16 protein-coding genes are annotated in these 16788 nt (G+C 57.0%); 6 read left to right on the top strand and 10 right to left on the bottom strand.

The genetic code is table 11. From position 1 onward, the window contains the following. Positions 1–85: 85 nt before the first annotated feature. The 9 genes from ACR0DB_RS19200 to ACR0DB_RS19240 all read right to left on the bottom strand — a co-directional run bounded on the left by ACR0DB_RS19200 (position 86) and on the right by ACR0DB_RS19240 (position 8633). Positions 86–1288, bottom strand: coding sequence for a DEAD/DEAH box helicase (locus ACR0DB_RS19200; protein WP_480552533.1), 1203 nt, complete (start codon positions 1286–1288; stop codon positions 86–88). Between the two features lie 751 nt (positions 1289–2039). Then, positions 2040–2213, bottom strand: coding sequence for a hypothetical protein (locus ACR0DB_RS19205; protein WP_480552534.1), 174 nt, complete (start codon positions 2211–2213; stop codon positions 2040–2042). 74 nt (positions 2214–2287) lie between these two features. After that, a complete protein-coding gene (locus ACR0DB_RS19210) occupies positions 2288–2494 on the bottom strand; it encodes a cold-shock protein (RefSeq protein ID WP_170482233.1) in 207 nt (68 codons plus the stop codon). An 865-nt stretch (positions 2495–3359) separates the two neighbouring features. Beyond that, complete coding sequence (locus ACR0DB_RS19215; protein WP_480552535.1) at positions 3360–3581, bottom strand: hypothetical protein; 222 nt, start codon at positions 3579–3581, stop codon at positions 3360–3362. Positions 3582–3725: 144 nt separating this feature from the next. Continuing rightward, the gene (locus ACR0DB_RS19220) at positions 3726–4235 is read right to left on the bottom strand and encodes a redoxin domain-containing protein (protein ID WP_480552536.1); all 510 of its coding nucleotides are present in this window, start codon (positions 4233–4235) and stop codon (positions 3726–3728) included. Positions 4236–4307: 72 nt separating this feature from the next. Continuing rightward, positions 4308–5126, bottom strand: a complete 819-nt coding sequence (locus ACR0DB_RS19225; RefSeq protein WP_480552537.1) for a phytanoyl-CoA dioxygenase family protein — start codon at positions 5124–5126, stop codon at positions 4308–4310. Between the two features lie 121 nt (positions 5127–5247). Further along, positions 5248–5838 (bottom strand): LysE family translocator, encoded by a 591-nt coding sequence (locus tag ACR0DB_RS19230; RefSeq protein ID WP_480552538.1) that lies wholly within the window; start codon positions 5836–5838, stop codon positions 5248–5250. 16 nt (positions 5839–5854) lie between these two features. Then, complete coding sequence (locus ACR0DB_RS19235; RefSeq protein WP_480552539.1) at positions 5855–6778, bottom strand: 2-hydroxyacid dehydrogenase; 924 nt, start codon at positions 6776–6778, stop codon at positions 5855–5857. A gap of 55 nt (positions 6779–6833) precedes the next feature. Next, positions 6834–8633: an IlvD/Edd family dehydratase gene (locus tag ACR0DB_RS19240; protein WP_480552540.1), complete on the bottom strand. Its 1800-nt coding sequence runs from the start codon at positions 8631–8633 to the stop codon at positions 6834–6836. A gap of 592 nt (positions 8634–9225) precedes the next feature. Between ACR0DB_RS19240 and denD the strand changes: the two genes are divergently transcribed. Next, positions 9226–10194, top strand: a complete 969-nt coding sequence (denD, locus tag ACR0DB_RS19245; RefSeq protein ID WP_480552541.1) for a D-erythronate dehydrogenase — start codon at positions 9226–9228, stop codon at positions 10192–10194. Here denD and ACR0DB_RS19250 read toward each other — a convergent pair. Next, entirely contained in the window at positions 10191–10841 is a 651-nt protein-coding gene (locus ACR0DB_RS19250) for a GntR family transcriptional regulator (protein ID WP_170770816.1), read from the bottom strand. The genes denD and ACR0DB_RS19250 overlap by 4 nt on opposite strands. Before the next feature lie 194 nt (positions 10842–11035). Between ACR0DB_RS19250 and ACR0DB_RS19255 the strand changes: the two genes are divergently transcribed. From ACR0DB_RS19255 to ACR0DB_RS19275, 5 genes are all read left to right on the top strand, one after another. Beyond that, entirely contained in the window at positions 11036–12049 is a 1014-nt protein-coding gene (locus ACR0DB_RS19255) for a TRAP transporter substrate-binding protein (RefSeq protein WP_170770814.1), read from the top strand. 79 nt (positions 12050–12128) lie between these two features. Then, positions 12129–13298, top strand: coding sequence for a mandelate racemase/muconate lactonizing enzyme family protein (locus ACR0DB_RS19260; RefSeq protein ID WP_480552542.1), 1170 nt, complete (start codon positions 12129–12131; stop codon positions 13296–13298). Positions 13299–13314: 16 nt separating this feature from the next. Further along, positions 13315–14157: a TRAP transporter small permease subunit gene (locus ACR0DB_RS19265; RefSeq protein WP_237215826.1), complete on the top strand. Its 843-nt coding sequence runs from the start codon at positions 13315–13317 to the stop codon at positions 14155–14157. Further along, on the top strand, positions 14157–15779 hold the full coding sequence (locus ACR0DB_RS19270) for a TRAP transporter large permease (RefSeq protein WP_170791532.1): 1623 nt from the start codon (positions 14157–14159) through the stop codon (positions 15777–15779). Before ACR0DB_RS19265 ends, ACR0DB_RS19270 begins: the two co-directional genes overlap by 1 nt. A gap of 10 nt (positions 15780–15789) precedes the next feature. Continuing rightward, positions 15790–16737 carry a phytanoyl-CoA dioxygenase family protein gene (locus tag ACR0DB_RS19275; protein ID WP_480552543.1) on the top strand — a complete coding sequence of 316 codons (948 nt, stop codon included), beginning with the start codon at positions 15790–15792 and terminating at the stop codon, positions 16735–16737. Positions 16738–16788: the final 51 nt, after the last annotated feature.

The following is a 16788-nucleotide window of genomic DNA, read 5'->3' on the forward strand; positions in this document are numbered from 1 at the left end:
GGAAAGGCTGCGGCGTGTGTCCGTTTCCGTCTTATCGCCTGTGTCCTCTAACAAAGTTGCCGTGTCTCATATAGGCGCGTGGGTTTCACGCTGCCTTGCGTTGCGGTTTCCTCCCTGAGCGTCGGCGGGGGCGCCGTTTTGCCTTAGCCTTTGGCCTATCGGCGGCAAGCCAAGGCGCACCGCCCGCAACCTCGATGCGCGCCCCAAGAACCCTTTCGATCGCCTTCAATTCAATCATCTCATCTGCCGTGCAAAAGGCGACGGCCTGACCTGCGCGGCCCGCGCGGGCAGTTCGACCGATGCGATGGACGTAGTTCTCAGGCACGTTCGGAAGTTCGAAATTGTAGACGTACCCAACGCCCGGAATGTCGATGCCGCGCGCAGCCACGTCGGTGGCAACAAGAACACGCGCCGATCCGTTCTTGAAAGCGGCGATGGCGCGATCTCGCTGCCCCTGGCTTTTGTTTCCGTGGATCGAGATTGCGGCAAACCCAACCTTTTCGAGGTGCTTCATCAATCGTTCGGCTCCGTGCTTTGTTCGCGTGAACACAAGAGCGCGGTCGTCACGATGTGCGTCAAGCAACAAGGTGAGAAGCTCTTGTTTCTGGTCCTTGGTCACGAAGTGAACGGCGTGAGATACCTTGTCGGCAACCTTTCCGGGGGGCGAGGCTTCAACGCGCAAGGCATCGCTTAGATAATCTCGCGAAAGCGCCGCCATGGATTTGGACATGGTGGCTGAGAACATCATCGTCTGACGATCTTTGTTCAGGGCTGGAGCGATGCGGCGAAGCGCGTGGACGAAGCCAATGTCGAGCATTTGGTCGGCCTCATCGAGAACGAGGAACCGCGTGCGGTTCAGGTCGACGGCAGAACGGTCCATAAGGTCGATCAAACGTCCCGGCGTCGCCACGAGAATGTCCGTCCCTCGAGACAACCGCTGGGCTTGAGCGTTGATTGATTTGCCGCCTACGACAAGAGTGATGCGCAGGTCAACTGTCAAGTTCCGCAGCGTATCGACGATTTGCTTGGCCAATTCGCGAGTAGGAGCCAGGATCAGTCCACGCGCCGACTTAGCCGCTGCTTTTTCCTTTTTTTGGGAAAGCGTCGCAACCAGCGGAATGCCGAATGCGGCGGTCTTTCCTGTACCGGTCTGGGCAATGCCGAGAACGTCGCGCCCCTGAAGGGCATGCGGAACGGCTTTAGTTTGGATCGGTGTTGGGTGTTTCAGCCCAATGGCGTCTAGTCGTGAGACAAAGCGGGCGTTCAGCCCGAGATCTGCAAAATTCATATTAATCCTTCACCGAAAAAGTGTCCGGTTTCACCGGCACGCATCTGAACGCCCGGTCGGGGTGCACCCTTGCATTCGCTCGCTGCACCGGATTGTGCTGAGAGCCGCGTCGGGCGGCGTCCCCCCTACGTGATGTGGGAAAACTGTACGTCACGGCCGGGGGCGGATAGTAATCCGCCTGCTCACGCGGCAGAGCAATGACATGAACTTCAGTTGGTGCCTGACGAGCGCAAAGTCAATCAAAAGGTCGCTGAATGACAAAGTAAGCATCGCACCAAGTAATTTTGACACGTTTTTTGTGCTGTGAGGCGAAAGAGTTCATTTGCAAAAGGATATCGCTATTCTCCGTCGAACCTCTGCCTACGTCCATCCGGCACTCCTGAAATTGTGAAGTCTGCACGGGAAAACTGTCTTTCAAAAAAACAATTGTGCTTGCTTGTGGACCTCATACCTGCGCAGTGTCGCAAGCCTCATAATTCTCTAAACCATTTTTATGGGGTGGTTCCGGTCGCATGACCTCGAGCGAAGTCGTGTGATCGGGACGTAAGGAGAGCCTCGGCATCCTTTCGCAAAAATATTGCAGCTTATTTGCCCCTACCAAATTGGCTCATTCTTTCCGGTTCGCTGTTGGTTTTGCTTCCTTCATGCCGGTAGAGTCCCTTAGGACGTGATCCGGCGCAACTGACGTTTGGCCAACAATAAATACGATCAACGTCCACCACGCGCGGAAATTGGCATCGGCTTTCTAAGCTCATTCTTCTACGCAGTGTTCCGCATCGCGTTTAAGACGGGCTTCCTTCAACCGTTTGGTTTTTTCCTCGCGAGCCGCTTTTTCATCGCTGATTATCTCACGCGCTACTCGGTCAGTTTGCTCGTCTTTGGAAATCCGTTTGTTCGGAAAAAAGGGTTGCTTCTTTTCTGTCATAAACGACAACTTTCACCCTCGGGATACAAATTATTTGGCAGGACAGCTAGCGCAGCCGTCCCGCCTGGTCTTACTCAGGCAAGAGCGATATTCGTCGCGTTGCTGCGACCGTCGCGGCCAGCCTCGACATCGAAAGTCACTTTCTGGTCGTCCGCGAGACCGGTAAGCCCGGAGCGTTCGACGGCCGAGATGTGAACGAACACATCCTTGCCGCCGTCCTCCGGCGCAATAAATCCGAACCCTTTGGTGGTGTTGAACCATTTCACGGTGCCATTGGCCATTCCGTGGTCTCCTTTTGAATTGTGCCACCCGCGTAATGCGGTGGCCTCGGCGTCAGTCAGAGCAATCGAGACTGAAGCCTTCAATGGAGACAGCTGGTCGAGGTGCGATAACGGTCGCTATTGGTGTATGACGGCAAGAGATACGAATTACAAGCTTCGTCTTCATCTTCTCTTCGGCTGTTCAAATGGGCATGGTGCCTGCAACTGGTCATTCCAAGGTTGTAGTCCCGACCAATCCAATTAGGGATAAGTCTTCTCTGACCAAGTTGGCCGGGACTGCCTCAGGAAGAAGCCCGACACCGTGCGATGAAACTCAAATTGAAAGCAAGAGAATTCAAAGGTACTAGTTAATTTTTCAAATAATTTGATAGCCCTTACTCCGTTGACGGTTTGGAAAGGCCGACGATCACACGCTTCTTCGCTCGGGACGTCTGAAAGGCGCTCGTCTTTGGTGACAATGTTAAATGCCCCGCCGATGCGTACGTCTGAGCCGACACCATAAACGTCTCCTTCGAGCTCGATGCGGTCATCTGACTGTTTCTGTCGGATGTCCGTTTGCCAGCGCGAAGCGGACGATAGAGGATAAGTGCAACAGCCTCGACACATGTCACGCGACTCAGAAGAACCTGAACAAGTATGTGAATTGCGCCTATGCGGTACTAAAGAGCAGAGACTGCAAACATCGTTGGTATCCTGCTCCCGCAACCAGTGTCAGAAATCCCCTACACAGCCCGGTCAGACTAAAATTGATCCCCCGGATCAAGTGCTTAACGTCGCCACCGCGTCAGGCTCAAAACCTCAAAGCAAGTGGGCCAAAGCATACTCCAGAAACCAACACGGTTAACAAAATGCCGAACACGCCGCCTCACGGCGACTTTAGTTCATTCTGGGCCAACCCAATCATCGCTGCCACGGCACCCTGGAGTTCGATCTGAACGCCGTCCCTCTCATGCAAGACCGTGACCCGTTCGATAAGGACCCGGATGATCTCCAAAGCTCCTGTGAGGATCGACGGGTCCGATAACGCCTTTGCAAGACTAGCAACATTGGAGCGATAGAGCTCGGACAGGTTCGCGTGTAGTCGCACCGGTGAAAACGCAGGCTCGGACAGCGGCGCGTTCTCACCACCCCCGCGGGAAGAGTCATGGACAGACTTGACGGACTGGGCCCTTGGACGCGAGGACCAAAGAAAGAGAATTTGACCACCCTGATGGGTCACTTGAGATCGCGGTTACGCGGTGCCTCTGACGGGACGGTCATTGTCGATGTTGAAGATCATTCCGTCCAATAGCTCCTCCAGATCGGGGCGTGCTGCCGGACCGTTTGAGATATCTACAAGCATTAAACTGCCATCTGGTCGGATTGCGAATGTCCCAGGCTCGGCAAACATAACCGAGGTTTCCGCCTCGGACAGGGGTTCAGAGACATACAGGCCCAGATCGCGCATTTGCGGGACTGTAAGCCCATAACACAGATCGAAATTCCATCCGAACTCATCGCGGTCTGCCAAAGCCTTTTCCAGAGGATCGGCCGAGACCACAATGACATTCATCCGATCGGTCCAATCGACCAACCGTGCATTTAACTTGTTCAAATAGCGTTTGCAGCGAGGACAATGCCGACCGCGATAGACAAACAACATTGTCCAACGATCGGTTGCTGTGCCAATCGCCCGTGTACCGCCATCCACATGCGCAAAACTGGTCGGAGTAACCTGTTTGCCAACATTTGGTTTTGTCATTTTATTTTCCCCCTCACATTGTACGCCTTGTAAGATTCACCCCAGCGAAAACGGTGGCCTTCCTGCCCGGTTTTAGACGCCTTCAAACAGGATTTCCTTCTTTCTGTCGGCATCCTGCTGGCATAAGGCAAAATCGTCTTCATGCAGAAACCCCCGTGGTGCGGCCGCAATTTCGAAATGTCCGAATTCATCCTGGCCTGAAACCAGCGCGACCAAAGTACGCGCGTCATTCTTTTGTTTCATCGACGGTTTGATGAAACGAAGGGCGGCGCCGATCCGGCGATCATCTGTTTGGTTGGGGCCCGAAGCGTGAAACAGATGGCCGTGGTGGATCGAAGCCTGACCAGCGTGCAACGCGGCGGCAACCGTGTCGGCATCGTCGACATTCACCGCTATCTCCTGTCCGCGCGACAGCAGGTTGTTCTCATCGAAAGTGTCCACATGTGGGACGATACGGTTCTGGTGGCTGCCGGGAACAAACCGCATACAGCCGCTTTGCTCGGACGCCTCTGAGAGGGCTACCCAACAGGTGACTTCCTGTGCATCGTCCAAACCCCAATATGTCAGGTCCTGATGCCACGAGACAATTTTGGGCGACCGCGCTTCTTTGATGAATAGGGCGCCGCTCCAGACCATGAGATCGGGGCCCAGAACAGGCGAGACTGCAGCAATCACATTAGGATGGCGCAATAACGCATCAAAAGAGGGTATCAGCCGATCGGGATAGGAATACAGCAGTTTCAGTCGCTGGCTGTCGTCCGAAACTGCGTCTTCGGCCCTTTCGAAGTCGTCGCGCAACCTTTGCGCTTCGCTTGGAGTCAGAATATCCAGCGGCGAAACATATCCGTTCTTTTCATAGTCACCGCGTATGTCGAGAGTTTCGTTTCGCATTGTCATCCTGTTCTGTCTCGGATCACTTGACCAAATATCATTCCTTCAACCAAGTAAATTTGTCCAAAGCGGGTGCCCGCAGGCCGCATTTGCATGGCGTATCCCAAGACACCGGTCGCATTCAGACGGCCGAAACCAGGGCGATCCCAACCACCGCCAGCAACGAGGCCGCCATTGCCAGGTTTATCCGACGGTGCCACGTCTCGCTGATATCCAAACTGCCAAGTTTCGCCCCGGCGCTGAGCCAGATCAGGTGCACGGGCACCCAGATCAGGTTGAATAGGATGATCTTGATCACTGCCTCCCAGATCGGGGCGTCGGGCAAAAAGGCGAACCCGGAAAACAGCGCAGTGCTGACGACATAGGCTTTAGGGTTGATGAATTGCAGCGTCAGCCCGTTCAGAAACCCAAGCGGCGTCGCAGCAGGTGCAAATCCCACACGCGACCCGGCACTTGCGATGCGCCATGCCAGAAACACCAGATAGCTCACCGACGCGATCAGCAACACTGTCCTCAGGAAGGGCACAGCCAAGGCCACAGCGGCAACGCCCGAGATCACCAGCAGCATGTTGATGAACCCGCCCAGCATCAACCCGGCGACAAACGCAAAGCCAGCGCGAAACCCAAAAGCCGACCCGATCCCCGCCGTTGTCAGCACGCCCGGACCGGGCGTGATCAACAGAAATAACACCGCAATGACGAATTCGATCATGCGCCAGAGTGGCCCGCTATAGGTCCTTGCATTCCGGAACGGGCGTCAATACCGATCCATCCTGCAAGTGTTGCAGCAAATTGTCGACCGTCAGGTCGCCCATGGCGGCGCGGGTTTCAACCGTCGCGCTTCCGGCGTGTGGCAGCAATACGACATTCGGCAGATCGCGTAGCGCTTGCGGCACGTGTGGCTCTTTTTCGAACACGTCCAACCCGGCCCAGCCCAGATCGCCCTGTTGCAGCGCCTCGATCAGGGCCGTTTCGTCCACAACCGAGCCTCGGCTGACGTTAATCAGCGTGCCTGCCGGGCCCAAGGCTTTCAGCACCTCGGCATTGACCAGCTTGTTCGTCGCGGGCCCACCCGGCGTGATGCAGATCAAAACGTCCACATGCGCGGCCATATCCACCAAGGAGCCGAAATACTGATAAGGTACATCCTTTTGGCTGCGTGAATGGTACGAGATCTCGGGCGACCAAGGGGCCAGCTTGTCCGCAATCGCCTGACCGATGCGGCCCAGACCCAGAATGCCGATCTTTTGACGATCAGCCGAACGGGTCAGGGGCGCGTTGCCTTCAGCCTCCCACCGACCAGACCGGACATAGGCATCGTCGCGCACTAGCTCGCGGTAGCAGGACAGCATCAGCAGAACGGCGGTTGTGGCGACCTCGTCATTCAGCACATTGGGGGTGTGGGTTACGACAATACCCAGCTGCGCGGCAGCCTTGGCATTAACCGCGTCGTAGCCGACGCCATAGACGCTGATCGCCTTGAGGTTTGGCAAAGACGTCATCAGATCGGTCGGGATGCCGGCATGCCCGTTTGTGATGACATGTGTGATGTCTGCGGCTTCGTATTGATCCAACTGATGAATGTTGAAGGCCGGAGACAGGCGGGATTGCATCCGCTCGGTGATATTTCCGATTTGCAGGAGGTCGGGCATCGTGGCGCACCTTTTTATCTGTAAATGGGCGGGGTTTGCGCCCCGCCGAGAGGTGTCAGTGATTGTCGCGCGGGGTGAATTTGCGGGCGATGTCGCGGTAGTTTTCCGCCCCTTTCAGGATCATCCCGCGATCCAGTTGATCCACCTTTTCGCGGAAGATTTCCTGCCACGGTGACTGATGGGGTGGCATTTCATAGCCGCCATTGGCCTCTAGCGCGCGGGCGCGTTCGTGCAGCTCGTCCAGCGGCACCAGCATGTCGGCCGTGCCTTTGCCCAAGTCAATGCGCAGGCGGTCGCCGTTCTGGACCAGAGCCAAGCCCCCACCTGCCGCCGCTTCGGGCGCCGCGTTCAGGATCGAGGGGCTACCCGAAGTGCCCGATTGCCGCCCGTCGCCGATGCAGGGCAAAGCTTCGATACCCTGCTTCAACAGGTAGGACGGCGGTCGCATGTTCACCACCTCGGCCGCGCCCGGATATCCCTTGGGGCCAGCCCCGCGCATGATCAGGATACAATTGGCGTCGATATTCTCGGATGGATCGTCAATGCGGTGGTGGAAATCCTCGGGGCCATCAAAGACGACCGCGCGCCCTTCGAACGCGTTGGGGTCCTCGGGGTTCGACAGATAGGCCTTGTGAAAGGCGGGCGAAATGACCGAGGTCTTCATGATCGCACTTTCGAACAGGTTGCCCGACAGGTTGATGAACCCGGCCTGTTCCTTGATCGGAGCGCTGACCGGCTTGATGACGTCATCGTTCAACGACCGGCGTGCCGCGCAGTTTTCGCCCATCGTCTTGCCATTGGCCGTCACCGCATTGGGATGCGGCAGCATGTCGGCGGCGATCAGTTCGCCAATGACGGCGGGAACACCGCCCGCATGTTGGTAGTCTTCGCCCAGATACTCACCAGCTGGCTGAAGGTTGACCAGCAGAGGCACGTCATGGCCCAAATTCTGCCAGTCGTCATTGTCCAGCGGCACACCCAGATGGCGGGCAACCGCGTTCAGGTGGATCGGAGCGTTGGTCGAGCCGCCGATGGCCGAGTTCACGACGATGGCGTTTTCAAAGGCTTCGCGGGTCATGACATCGCTGGGGCGTAGATCCTCCCATACCATTTCGACGATCCGACGCCCGGTTTCATAGCTGATCTGGCCACGTTCACGATAAGGGGCCGGGATGGCTGCTGATCCGGGCAATTGCATCCCCAGCGCCTCGGCCAAAGAGTTCATCGTCGTCGCGGTGCCCATGGTGTTGCAATAGCCAACGGACGGGGCGGCGGCGGCGGCGATATCCATGAACTCATCGGTGTCGATATTGCCCGCCGCCAAGTCTTCGCGCGCGGACCAGATCACGGTGCCGGATCCGGCGCGCTTGCCCTTCCACCAACCGTTCAGCATCGGGCCGACGGACAGGGCGATGGCGGGAATGTTCACCGTTGCGGCCGCCATTAACAGCGCCGGGGTGGTCTTGTCACAGCCGATATTCAGAACCACTCCATCCAGCGGGTAGCCATAGAGGCTCTCGACCAGCGACAGATAGGCGAGATTGCGATCCAGCGAGGCCGTGGGCCGCTTGCCCGTTTCTTGAATCGGGTGAACAGGGATTTCGATACAGGTGCCGCCGGCCGCAATGATGCCGTCGCGGACACGTTTGGACAGCTCAATGTGATGGCGGTTACAGGGGCTCAGGTCACTGCCGGTCTGGGCGATCCCGATGATGGGCTTGCCGGATTGAAGCTCTTCCCGCGTTAGGCCGTAATTCAGGTACCGCTCAAGATACAGCGCTGTCATCTCGAGGTTTTCGGAGTTCATGAACCATTTGCGCGATCGCAGGTCTTCTTTGTTTATCTTTTTTGTCATCGGCCGAATTCCCCGTCCTTTAGATCGGTTTGGTTTGTGGTCATTGCGACTTCTGCGCGCAAAATACCGCAAACCGAATTGCGTGCCCGGTGCCAGCGCTTTCGCAGCTAGCACTATCGGGTTGGTTTGATTTGAACCCTTTTCGAAACTTTCCATGATTTCGAGATTATGAAGACGAATCGAAAGTGGATTTTCAATCTTAATAGTGCCAAAAAGACCTCAAAGTAAGAATTATTAGCGCTATCATTTGCCGCGCCGGGAAATGTGACAATAGAGCGCCGGGCAGGCGCTCCAAAAGGAACTGGCGAATGAAGCAAGGATCAATCGCGTCCCAGCTTGGGGTCAGGGTGCTGGGCTCTATTCGTCAGACAATCTGGAACAGCTGACCGGAATGGTACGGCCCTTGGAGGAAAACCAATTGTTTCTGGTAGATTCCGCGGCCCGGACCGTCACTGGGAAAAAAGCGCAAAAATCGCCACGTGCTCTGATCACCTTGCGGCTGTTTTGACAACTTGATTGAAGAAAAGGATGAGGCCGCATTGGATCACGTGGCTTTGTCTAAGAAACTAAAGCAACGGAACGGGGGTATCACGTGAAAAAGATACTGATCATAGGTGGCGGCGGAATGTTGGGCCAGAAACTGGCACAGCGCATCCGGACCGAGCAGGTTTTTGGCACTGACGTCGAACTTACGCTGTTCGATCAATCCTTTCCGCCCAACGGGGTCGTTGGCACGCAGATAGCAGGCGATATTGCTGCGATGGGCACAGCACAGGATTTGGCGGCCCGTCGGCCTGATTTGGTGTTTCACCTCGCAGCTATTGTGTCAGGTCAGGCGGAAACGGATTTCGCCTTGGGTTGGGATGTCAATCTGATGGCCACATGGGCGCTACTGAACGCTCTGAAAGTTGAACATGACGCATCTGAAGGGGAATACCGGCCCAGGTTTGTATTTGCCTCTTCCATCGCCGTATTTGGGGCGCCCTTCCCGGACAAGATCGACGACGAATTCCTGTCGGCACCTTTGACCAGCTATGGCGCGCAGAAAGCGGCGTCCGAGTTGTTGATTACGGATTTCAGCCGCAAAGGGTATATCGACGGCCTGTCGCTGCGCCTGCCGACCCTGTGCGTGCGCCCCGGCAAGGCCAATGCTGCGGCCTCATCGTTCTTCTCGGGCATTATCCGTGAGCCGCTGAACGGTGCCGAGGCGATCCTGCCGGTCGCTGATACCGTTCGCCACTGGCACGCCAGCCCTCGGTCAGCGGCCCAGTTCCTGACCCATGCTGCCGATCTGGAAATCCGACTTTTGCAGGGCCGCCATGCGCTGAATATGCCCGGCATCAGTTGCACGGTCGCCGAACAGATCGAGGCGCTGCGCAATGTGGCAGGGCAGGAGGCCGTGGACAGGATCAAACACGTGCCGGACCCGGCCATCGAAGCCATTGTCAAGAACTGGCCACGCGATTTTCAAACCGACCGCGCGCTAAATCTTGGTTTCAGGGCCGAATCCAGTTTTGAAGAGATCATCCGAATTTATCTGGAAGATGACCTGAATTTCTAAGCGTCCAGCGTTTCGCCGGTCAGGTGCCGTTTCAGGTGGTCGTGTATTTTCTGTTGGGTCAGCTTCGGGTCGCCTGAAAGCGCAGCCTCAAGAATATTGGCGTGATGTTCGATATTCATCGAAATGAACTCGAACCGGCGATCCGCGACCATCAATTGTTGCCGGAATTGCGCATAGACGCGTCCATGCATTTGTTTCAGCGTCTCTGATCCGCAGGCTGAAATCAGAGTTTCATGAAACTCTTTCTCAGCGGCGAACCAGATGTCGATCAGGTCACTCGGATCGTCTTTGTCGCGGATGCGCCTTTCGATGTGACTTAGTTTGTGATGAGCTGCGGTTAGGCGTGCCTCCCAATCGACGCCGCCGTTTTGGATCGACAATGCGGTTCCCTCTGCTTCCAGCAGAATGCGGACGTGGGTCAGTTCGATCAACTTCTGGGGCGCGCGTTGCGGCACGCGGAACCCGCGTTGTTCCTGAAAATCTGCAAGGCCCACAGCAGCAAGCCGGAACAGGGCTTCACGAACCGAACTGGCCGAACATTTGTATTCTTTCCGCAAGTCTTCCGCCCGAAGCTTGGCCCCGTGTTCGAATCCGTTCGAGATCAGCCGCACCTTAAGATCTTGATAAATATCGACTTCAGCGGTCATCGAAAGAGTTATCCTGAACGTTACCCTTCGCTCTTCCTATCCCTAATTTCGTTTTTGGGCAATAATCTCGAAATTACGCTCAATTTCACATTTTACTTGTCGCATGCGATTCGGCGTCCTAACGTCAGGCAGCGTCGTTCAAGAGAGGGCTTAGAAACCTTCAGCACGCCACGCTCAACGTCTGGGAGGACAATATGAAATTATTGACGACCGCGGCCGCTGTGGCCGTAGCCACGACCATGGCCGCGACATTCGCCGCTGCCGAAACCACAAAACTGCGCATTCAAACCCATTTCTCGCCGGAACAGCTGTCGGGCAAAATGGCGGCCAAGTTCATCGAGGACATCACCGAAATGTCCAACGGTGAGATCGAGGTCGAGATGTTCTATTCCTCGTCCGTCGTCAAATCGGTCGAAACATTCGACGCCGCCGCAACGGGCATTCTGGATTGCGATATGACGGGTGGCGGCTATCAGACCGGTAAGAACCCCGCATTCCAATTCGCAGGCGATCTGCTGGGTGGCTATCAGAACCCCTATCAGCAGATGGCATGGCTGCTGCATGGCGGTGGCCGCGATGCGCTGAACGAGCTGTATAACGGCTATGACATGGAATTCGTCGGCTGGTGGATTCCGGGACCGGAATCGCTGTCCTCGACCAAACCGATCGCAACGGTCGAAGACTTCAAGGATTGGAAATTCCGTTCGCCTCCGGGTCTGGCCACGAAAGTGTTCGCCGAGCTGGGTGCCTCGCCCATCGTGATGGACTTTAACGAGATCTTCACGGCGCTGGAAACCGGCATCATCGACGGTGCCGACGCGGCGAACCTGACCAACAACGTGGGTCTGGGTCTGTATGAGATCGCGGGTCACACCAACTTCCCGGGCTTCCACTCGATGCCAGCGGATCACCTGGCCTGCCGCAAGGATGTCTGGGAATCCATGCCCGCGCATCATCGCAAGATCATCGAGGTCGCGATGGACAGCCTGGCCCTGCACAACGCCACGATCAACGAGGTGCAGAACGCGCAAACCGCCAAAGACCTGCGCGCCCAGGGTATCCAGCTGTATGAATGGACCCCGGAAGATCTGGCCGCTTACCGCGATGCCGTTCAGGTTGGCTGGACCGAGTTCGCCACCACGCCCGAAGCCAAGGCGCTGCTGGAAAGCCACATTGCGTTCCTGAAAGACATGGGTGCGATGAAATAATCGGCGTCATGCTGAGACGATCCTTCGGAAAGGCTGCGATCCGTGGCCTTTCCGGACCTTTCTCAGGGACGTATGTCGAATGAAAATCACCAAGATCATTAGTCACGTCCTGCGCTACGACATGCCCGAGGTTTTGGGCTATTCGCAGCAATATTACGACAAGCGCAGCGCGCATCTGGTCGAAGTTCAGACCGACGAAGGCGTTACCGGATGGGGCGAGTGTTTCGGCCCCGGTACGGTCGCTCTTGCCAACAAAACCATTGTCGAACAGGTGATCCAGCCCATGGTGCTGGGATCGGATCCGATGGACCGCGACGTGATCTGGCACAAGGTCTACAACCTTCTGCGAGATCATGGGCAGGGTGGCATGCCCCTTCAGGCCCTTTCGGGTGTGGATATCGCTCTTTGGGATATCGCTGGCAAAGTGGCGGGCCTGCCGCTGCACAAGCTGATTGGTGGGGCGCATCGCAACTCGGTCCCCTGTTATGGCTACGGTATGATGCTGCGCGATGAACCCGTCGATGATCTGGCGCGCCGCTTTACGGACGAGGCCGCCGCGATCAAAGAGATGGGCTTTGTCGCCACCAAGATGAAAACCGGCTTTGGCCCCGAACCAGACGTCAAGCTATGTCAGGCCGTGCGGCGCGGTGTCGGCGACGATTTCCGGTTCATGGTCGATGCCAACCATGCCTATACCACGTCGGATGCGTTCTATGTGGGACGCGCTCTGGACGAGCTTGGAGCCTATTGGTTCGAAGAGCCTGTCGCGCCCGAGGATACCGATGGATACCGCGAGTTGCGCAAAGGGCTGAAAACCAACATCGCTGGGGGCGAAGCGGTGTTCAATCGGTGGTCGTGGCGCACTCTGCTGGAAAGCCGTGGCTTGGATATCGCCCAGCCCGAGGTTTGCGCCTTGGGTGGCGTATCCGAGTATCTGCGGATTCTGGCCTTGTGCCACGCCCATTTCACTCCGGTCGTCAATCACGTCTGGGGCAGCGCAATTGCCGTATCCACGAACCTGCATCTGCTGGCAGCAATGCCGCCGATGCCGGGCGGCCTGCACCCGTGGGAGCCGATGCTGGAGTTTGACACCACGGACAACAAATTCCGGGACGATCTGCTGACCGTTCCTTTGGACATTCAGGGTCAGGTCAAAGCTAACGCAGGCCGTGTCGCGGTTCCGACCGGGCCGGGCATCGGCGTCGAGCCCGACCACGACTTCATAGATCACTTCCGGGCCAAGACATAACGACAGGGGGCAGGAAATGCAGAAATCCACGGGTGGAATTATTGAATGGCTGATACCCTTGGCATTTGTCGGAACGGCCAGTTGGCTGGTCTGGCACCTGCCTGCCTTTCTGCTGGATTGGCTGCCCTACACTTCGGAATCCCTGAAATCTCAGGTGCAGGAGATTTACCTGCGCGCCGACATCACGCCAAATGCCGCTGGCATCTTCGGCGGACATATCGACATTTTTGACATGCTCGCGCTGATCCTGACACCGATACTTGCGGTGATCGGTGCCCGAACCGTGCGCCCGGCTGCAATGGAGTATGGCGGGCTCAGCGCCATCGACCGATTTGCCCTGTTCATTGGGCGCGTCACCATGATGATGATCGCCATCATGACCATTGTGATGCTTTACGAGGTCTTCCTGCGTTACATTCTGGAAAAACCCACCGAATGGGCCAACGAGATGACCCTGTGGTTCGCCAGCTTCGTCTTCCTGATGTCTGGCTACTACGGGATGCAGCAACGCAGCCACATCCGCATTTTCCTGCTATACGACGCCGTGCCACGATGGCTGCAACGGGTGTTCGACACGATTTCGACCGTTCTGATCGTCCTGTTCGCCTTCTTCCTTGTCTATGGCAGCTACAAACAGGTCTTCGTCAACAAGTTGTATAAATGGGAGCTGTTCGGCTCGGCTTTCAACCCGCCGATCCCGGCGACCCTGCAACCGATGGTGCTGATCGTCATTACGCTGGTGGCGTTTCAGGCGGTCGTGAACCTGATCTCGGATTGGAACAAGGAACCCGAGATTCACACTGACGAACCTGATGAAGAAGAGATTGAAATGCTGAAAAAAGCAGTGGGGCAAGACTGATGGATATTGGAACAATCTCACTGATCCTGATGGTCGCACTTATCGTCTTGCTGGCCATCGGGATGCCGCTGGGTCTGGCCTCGGCCTCGCTGGCGGTTCTTGTATTGGTGCTGAAATTCGAGCCCAACCTGCTGCTCAACCCATTTTCCTTTGGCGACGGGCTGCTGACCGGCAGGCCGGGGACGGGGCCGCTCTATATTCTGGCACAGAAAATATACGGGCTCTTAACGGATTACGTGCTCATATCCGTGCCCTTGTTCATCTTCATGGCCTCTCTGCTGGAACGCTCGGGGATCGCCAAGGACATGTATTCCTCGCTCAATATCTGGTTGTCGCGGACGCGGGGCGGGATTGCCATCGTCACCTCGATCATGGCGGTGATCATGGCGGCGATGTCGGGGATTATCGGGGGTGAGGTCGTTCTGCTGGGCCTGATCGCCCTGCCGCAGATGTTGCGGCTGGGGTATAACCAGAACCTCGCCATCGGGGTGATCTGTGCGTCGGGCTCGTTGGGGACGATGATCCCCCCGTCAATCGTGCTGATCATCTATGGTCTGATCACCGAAACCTCGATCAAGTCGCTGTTCACCGCGTCCTTCATCCCCGGCTTCATGCTGGCGTCGATGATCATCCTCTACATCATCATCCGCACCCGGCTGAAACCCGATGATGCCCCCTTGCCTGAACCCGACCCGAACGACCCCGAGCCGACCGAAAAGCGCAAGCTGTTCGCCGCGTTCATGTGTATCGTCGTTGCCGGATTTTCCACCGTTCTGTTCATCCGGGCTGCGTTCTTCGAACTGTCGGGATCGAATGCCGCCAGTCAGGGCGAGCCCGCGCGGTTCGGAACGGCGGATTACCTGCCCTGGTTCGCAGGCATAACCATTGTTGCGCTGCTGCTGATCTTCTTCGTCTTCGGCAAAGAGCGCGCGCGCGTTGGCTGGCATATGGGCAAAGGGCTGGTCGCACCGATGGTTGTGATCGGCGTGGTTCTGGGTTCGATCTACGGCGGCATCACCGGCATCACCGAGGCTGCCGGAATGGGCGCGTTCGCTGTTCTGATCATCGCCATCCTGCGCGGAGAAGGCTCGTTCGAGCTGGTCTGGGACAGTCTTATGCGCACTCTGAAATCCACCGGTACGATCATCTGGGTCACAATTGGTGCCGCATCGCTAGCGGGGGCCTATACCATCGCGGGCGGACCGCAATATGTGGCTGATCTGATCGTGGGTCAGGAATTGCCACCGATGCTGGTGATTCTGGTGATGATGCTGATCCTGCTGTTCATGGGTGCGTTCATGGACTGGGTCGGGATCGTCTTGCTGATCATCCCGGTCTTCCTGCCCATCGTCCTACGCCTGCCCATCGAAGAGATCGGCCTAATCGGCCAGCTGCAGCCAAATCACGTAGCGATCTGGTTCGGCGTCGTTTTCTGTATGAACATGCAGGTCAGCTTCCTGTCGCCGCCCTTTGGACCGGCCGCGTTCTATCTGAAATCGGTGGCCCCGCCGCATATCAGTCTGACTGATATCTTCCGCGGCTTCCTGCCCTTTATCGGCATCCAGATTCTGGCGCTTTCGGTGCTGCTGATCTGGCCCAATATCATCGCAATCCTGTTGTGAGGATCGACCCATGCTGACGCAAGAGCAAATCTCACGCTTTGAAACCGATGGCTATCTGGTCGTGCCAGACGTTATTCCGCCTGACATTCTGAACCGGGTAATCGACGAATACTCGACCCTGCTGGATGGGCTTTATGCGGACTGGTTCGCGCAAGGTCTGGTGCCCAGCCCCGAGGGTTTGGATTTCTGGGGCAAGCTGCTGGCCGCTTACGAGGCCGGGTGCGACTATTTCCAGCCCATGGATATTTCTCTGCCCGGCGATCGGATCATGGCCGATACGCCTTTTCACATCGGACCCGCCGTGTTCGAGATGATGACCGCCAAACCGCTTTTGGACGTTGTCGAGCAACTGATCGGCTCGGAACTGACCAGCAACCCCATTCAGCACGTGCGCCTGAAACCTCCGGCGCGGAAGCTGGCAAATGATGAAATCCGCGCGCATATTACTGCAACGGACTGGCATCAGGACCGGGCTGTTGCGCTGGAGGATGCGGACCAGACCGACATGGTCACTGTTTGGATCGCGGTGAACGATGCGACGGTTGAAAACGGCTGTTTGCAAGTGCAGGCCAAAACCCCGGATCAGGACATCCTGCCCCATTGCGCGCGCACCCAGACCGGGATCGCGGACGGGTTTGTGGATGAGACGGCGGCTGTCCCCCTGCCGGTCACAGCCGGAGGCATCGTCCTGTTTCACCCTCTGACCCCGCATGCCTCGCTGGTCAACACCACGGATCAATTCCGCTGGTCCTTCGACATACGCTACAGCGCGACGGGGCAACCCACAGGGCGCGGGCATTTCCCGGATTTCGTGGCCCGGTCCCGCGTCAACCCTGACCGCGAATTGCACGACTGGCGTGTCTGTCGCTCGAACTGGGAGGCCGCCCGCGCGCGTCTGGCGACGCAGCCGCATATTGACATTCATCGGTGGGACTCGACCTCTCCGTTCTGCGCATGAGGGAAACCGGACATGACATCTGTTCTGGCAGATAACGGCTCCACGCCGTGC

The organism is Ruegeria sp. AB6 (assembly GCF_056542685.1).

Excerpts from the sequence above, each read along its gene's own strand:
- ACR0DB_RS19200 (WP_480552533.1), bottom strand. The coding sequence starts at position 1,288 with ATGAATTTTGCAGATCTCGGGCTGAACGCCCGCTTTGTCTCACGACTA.
- ACR0DB_RS19205 (WP_480552534.1), bottom strand. The coding sequence starts at position 2,213 with ATGACAGAAAAGAAGCAACCCTTTTTTCCGAACAAACGGATTTCCAAA.
- ACR0DB_RS19210 (WP_170482233.1), bottom strand. The coding sequence starts at position 2,494 with ATGGCCAATGGCACCGTGAAATGGTTCAACACCACCAAAGGGTTCGGA.
- ACR0DB_RS19220 (WP_480552536.1), bottom strand. The coding sequence starts at position 4,235 with ATGACAAAACCAAATGTTGGCAAACAGGTTACTCCGACCAGTTTTGCG.
- ACR0DB_RS19225 (WP_480552537.1), bottom strand. The coding sequence starts at position 5,126 with ATGCGAAACGAAACTCTCGACATACGCGGTGACTATGAAAAGAACGGA.
- ACR0DB_RS19230 (WP_480552538.1), bottom strand. The coding sequence starts at position 5,838 with ATGATCGAATTCGTCATTGCGGTGTTATTTCTGTTGATCACGCCCGGT.
- ACR0DB_RS19235 (WP_480552539.1), bottom strand. The coding sequence starts at position 6,778 with ATGCCCGACCTCCTGCAAATCGGAAATATCACCGAGCGGATGCAATCC.
- ACR0DB_RS19240 (WP_480552540.1), bottom strand. The coding sequence starts at position 8,633 with ATGACAAAAAAGATAAACAAAGAAGACCTGCGATCGCGCAAATGGTTC.
- ACR0DB_RS19250 (WP_170770816.1), bottom strand. The coding sequence starts at position 10,841 with ATGACCGCTGAAGTCGATATTTATCAAGATCTTAAGGTGCGGCTGATC.
- ACR0DB_RS19255 (WP_170770814.1), top strand. The coding sequence starts at position 11,036 with ATGAAATTATTGACGACCGCGGCCGCTGTGGCCGTAGCCACGACCATG.
- ACR0DB_RS19260 (WP_480552542.1), top strand. The coding sequence starts at position 12,129 with ATGAAAATCACCAAGATCATTAGTCACGTCCTGCGCTACGACATGCCC.
- ACR0DB_RS19265 (WP_237215826.1), top strand. The coding sequence starts at position 13,315 with ATGCAGAAATCCACGGGTGGAATTATTGAATGGCTGATACCCTTGGCA.
- ACR0DB_RS19270 (WP_170791532.1), top strand. The coding sequence starts at position 14,157 with ATGGATATTGGAACAATCTCACTGATCCTGATGGTCGCACTTATCGTC.
- ACR0DB_RS19275 (WP_480552543.1), top strand. The coding sequence starts at position 15,790 with ATGCTGACGCAAGAGCAAATCTCACGCTTTGAAACCGATGGCTATCTG.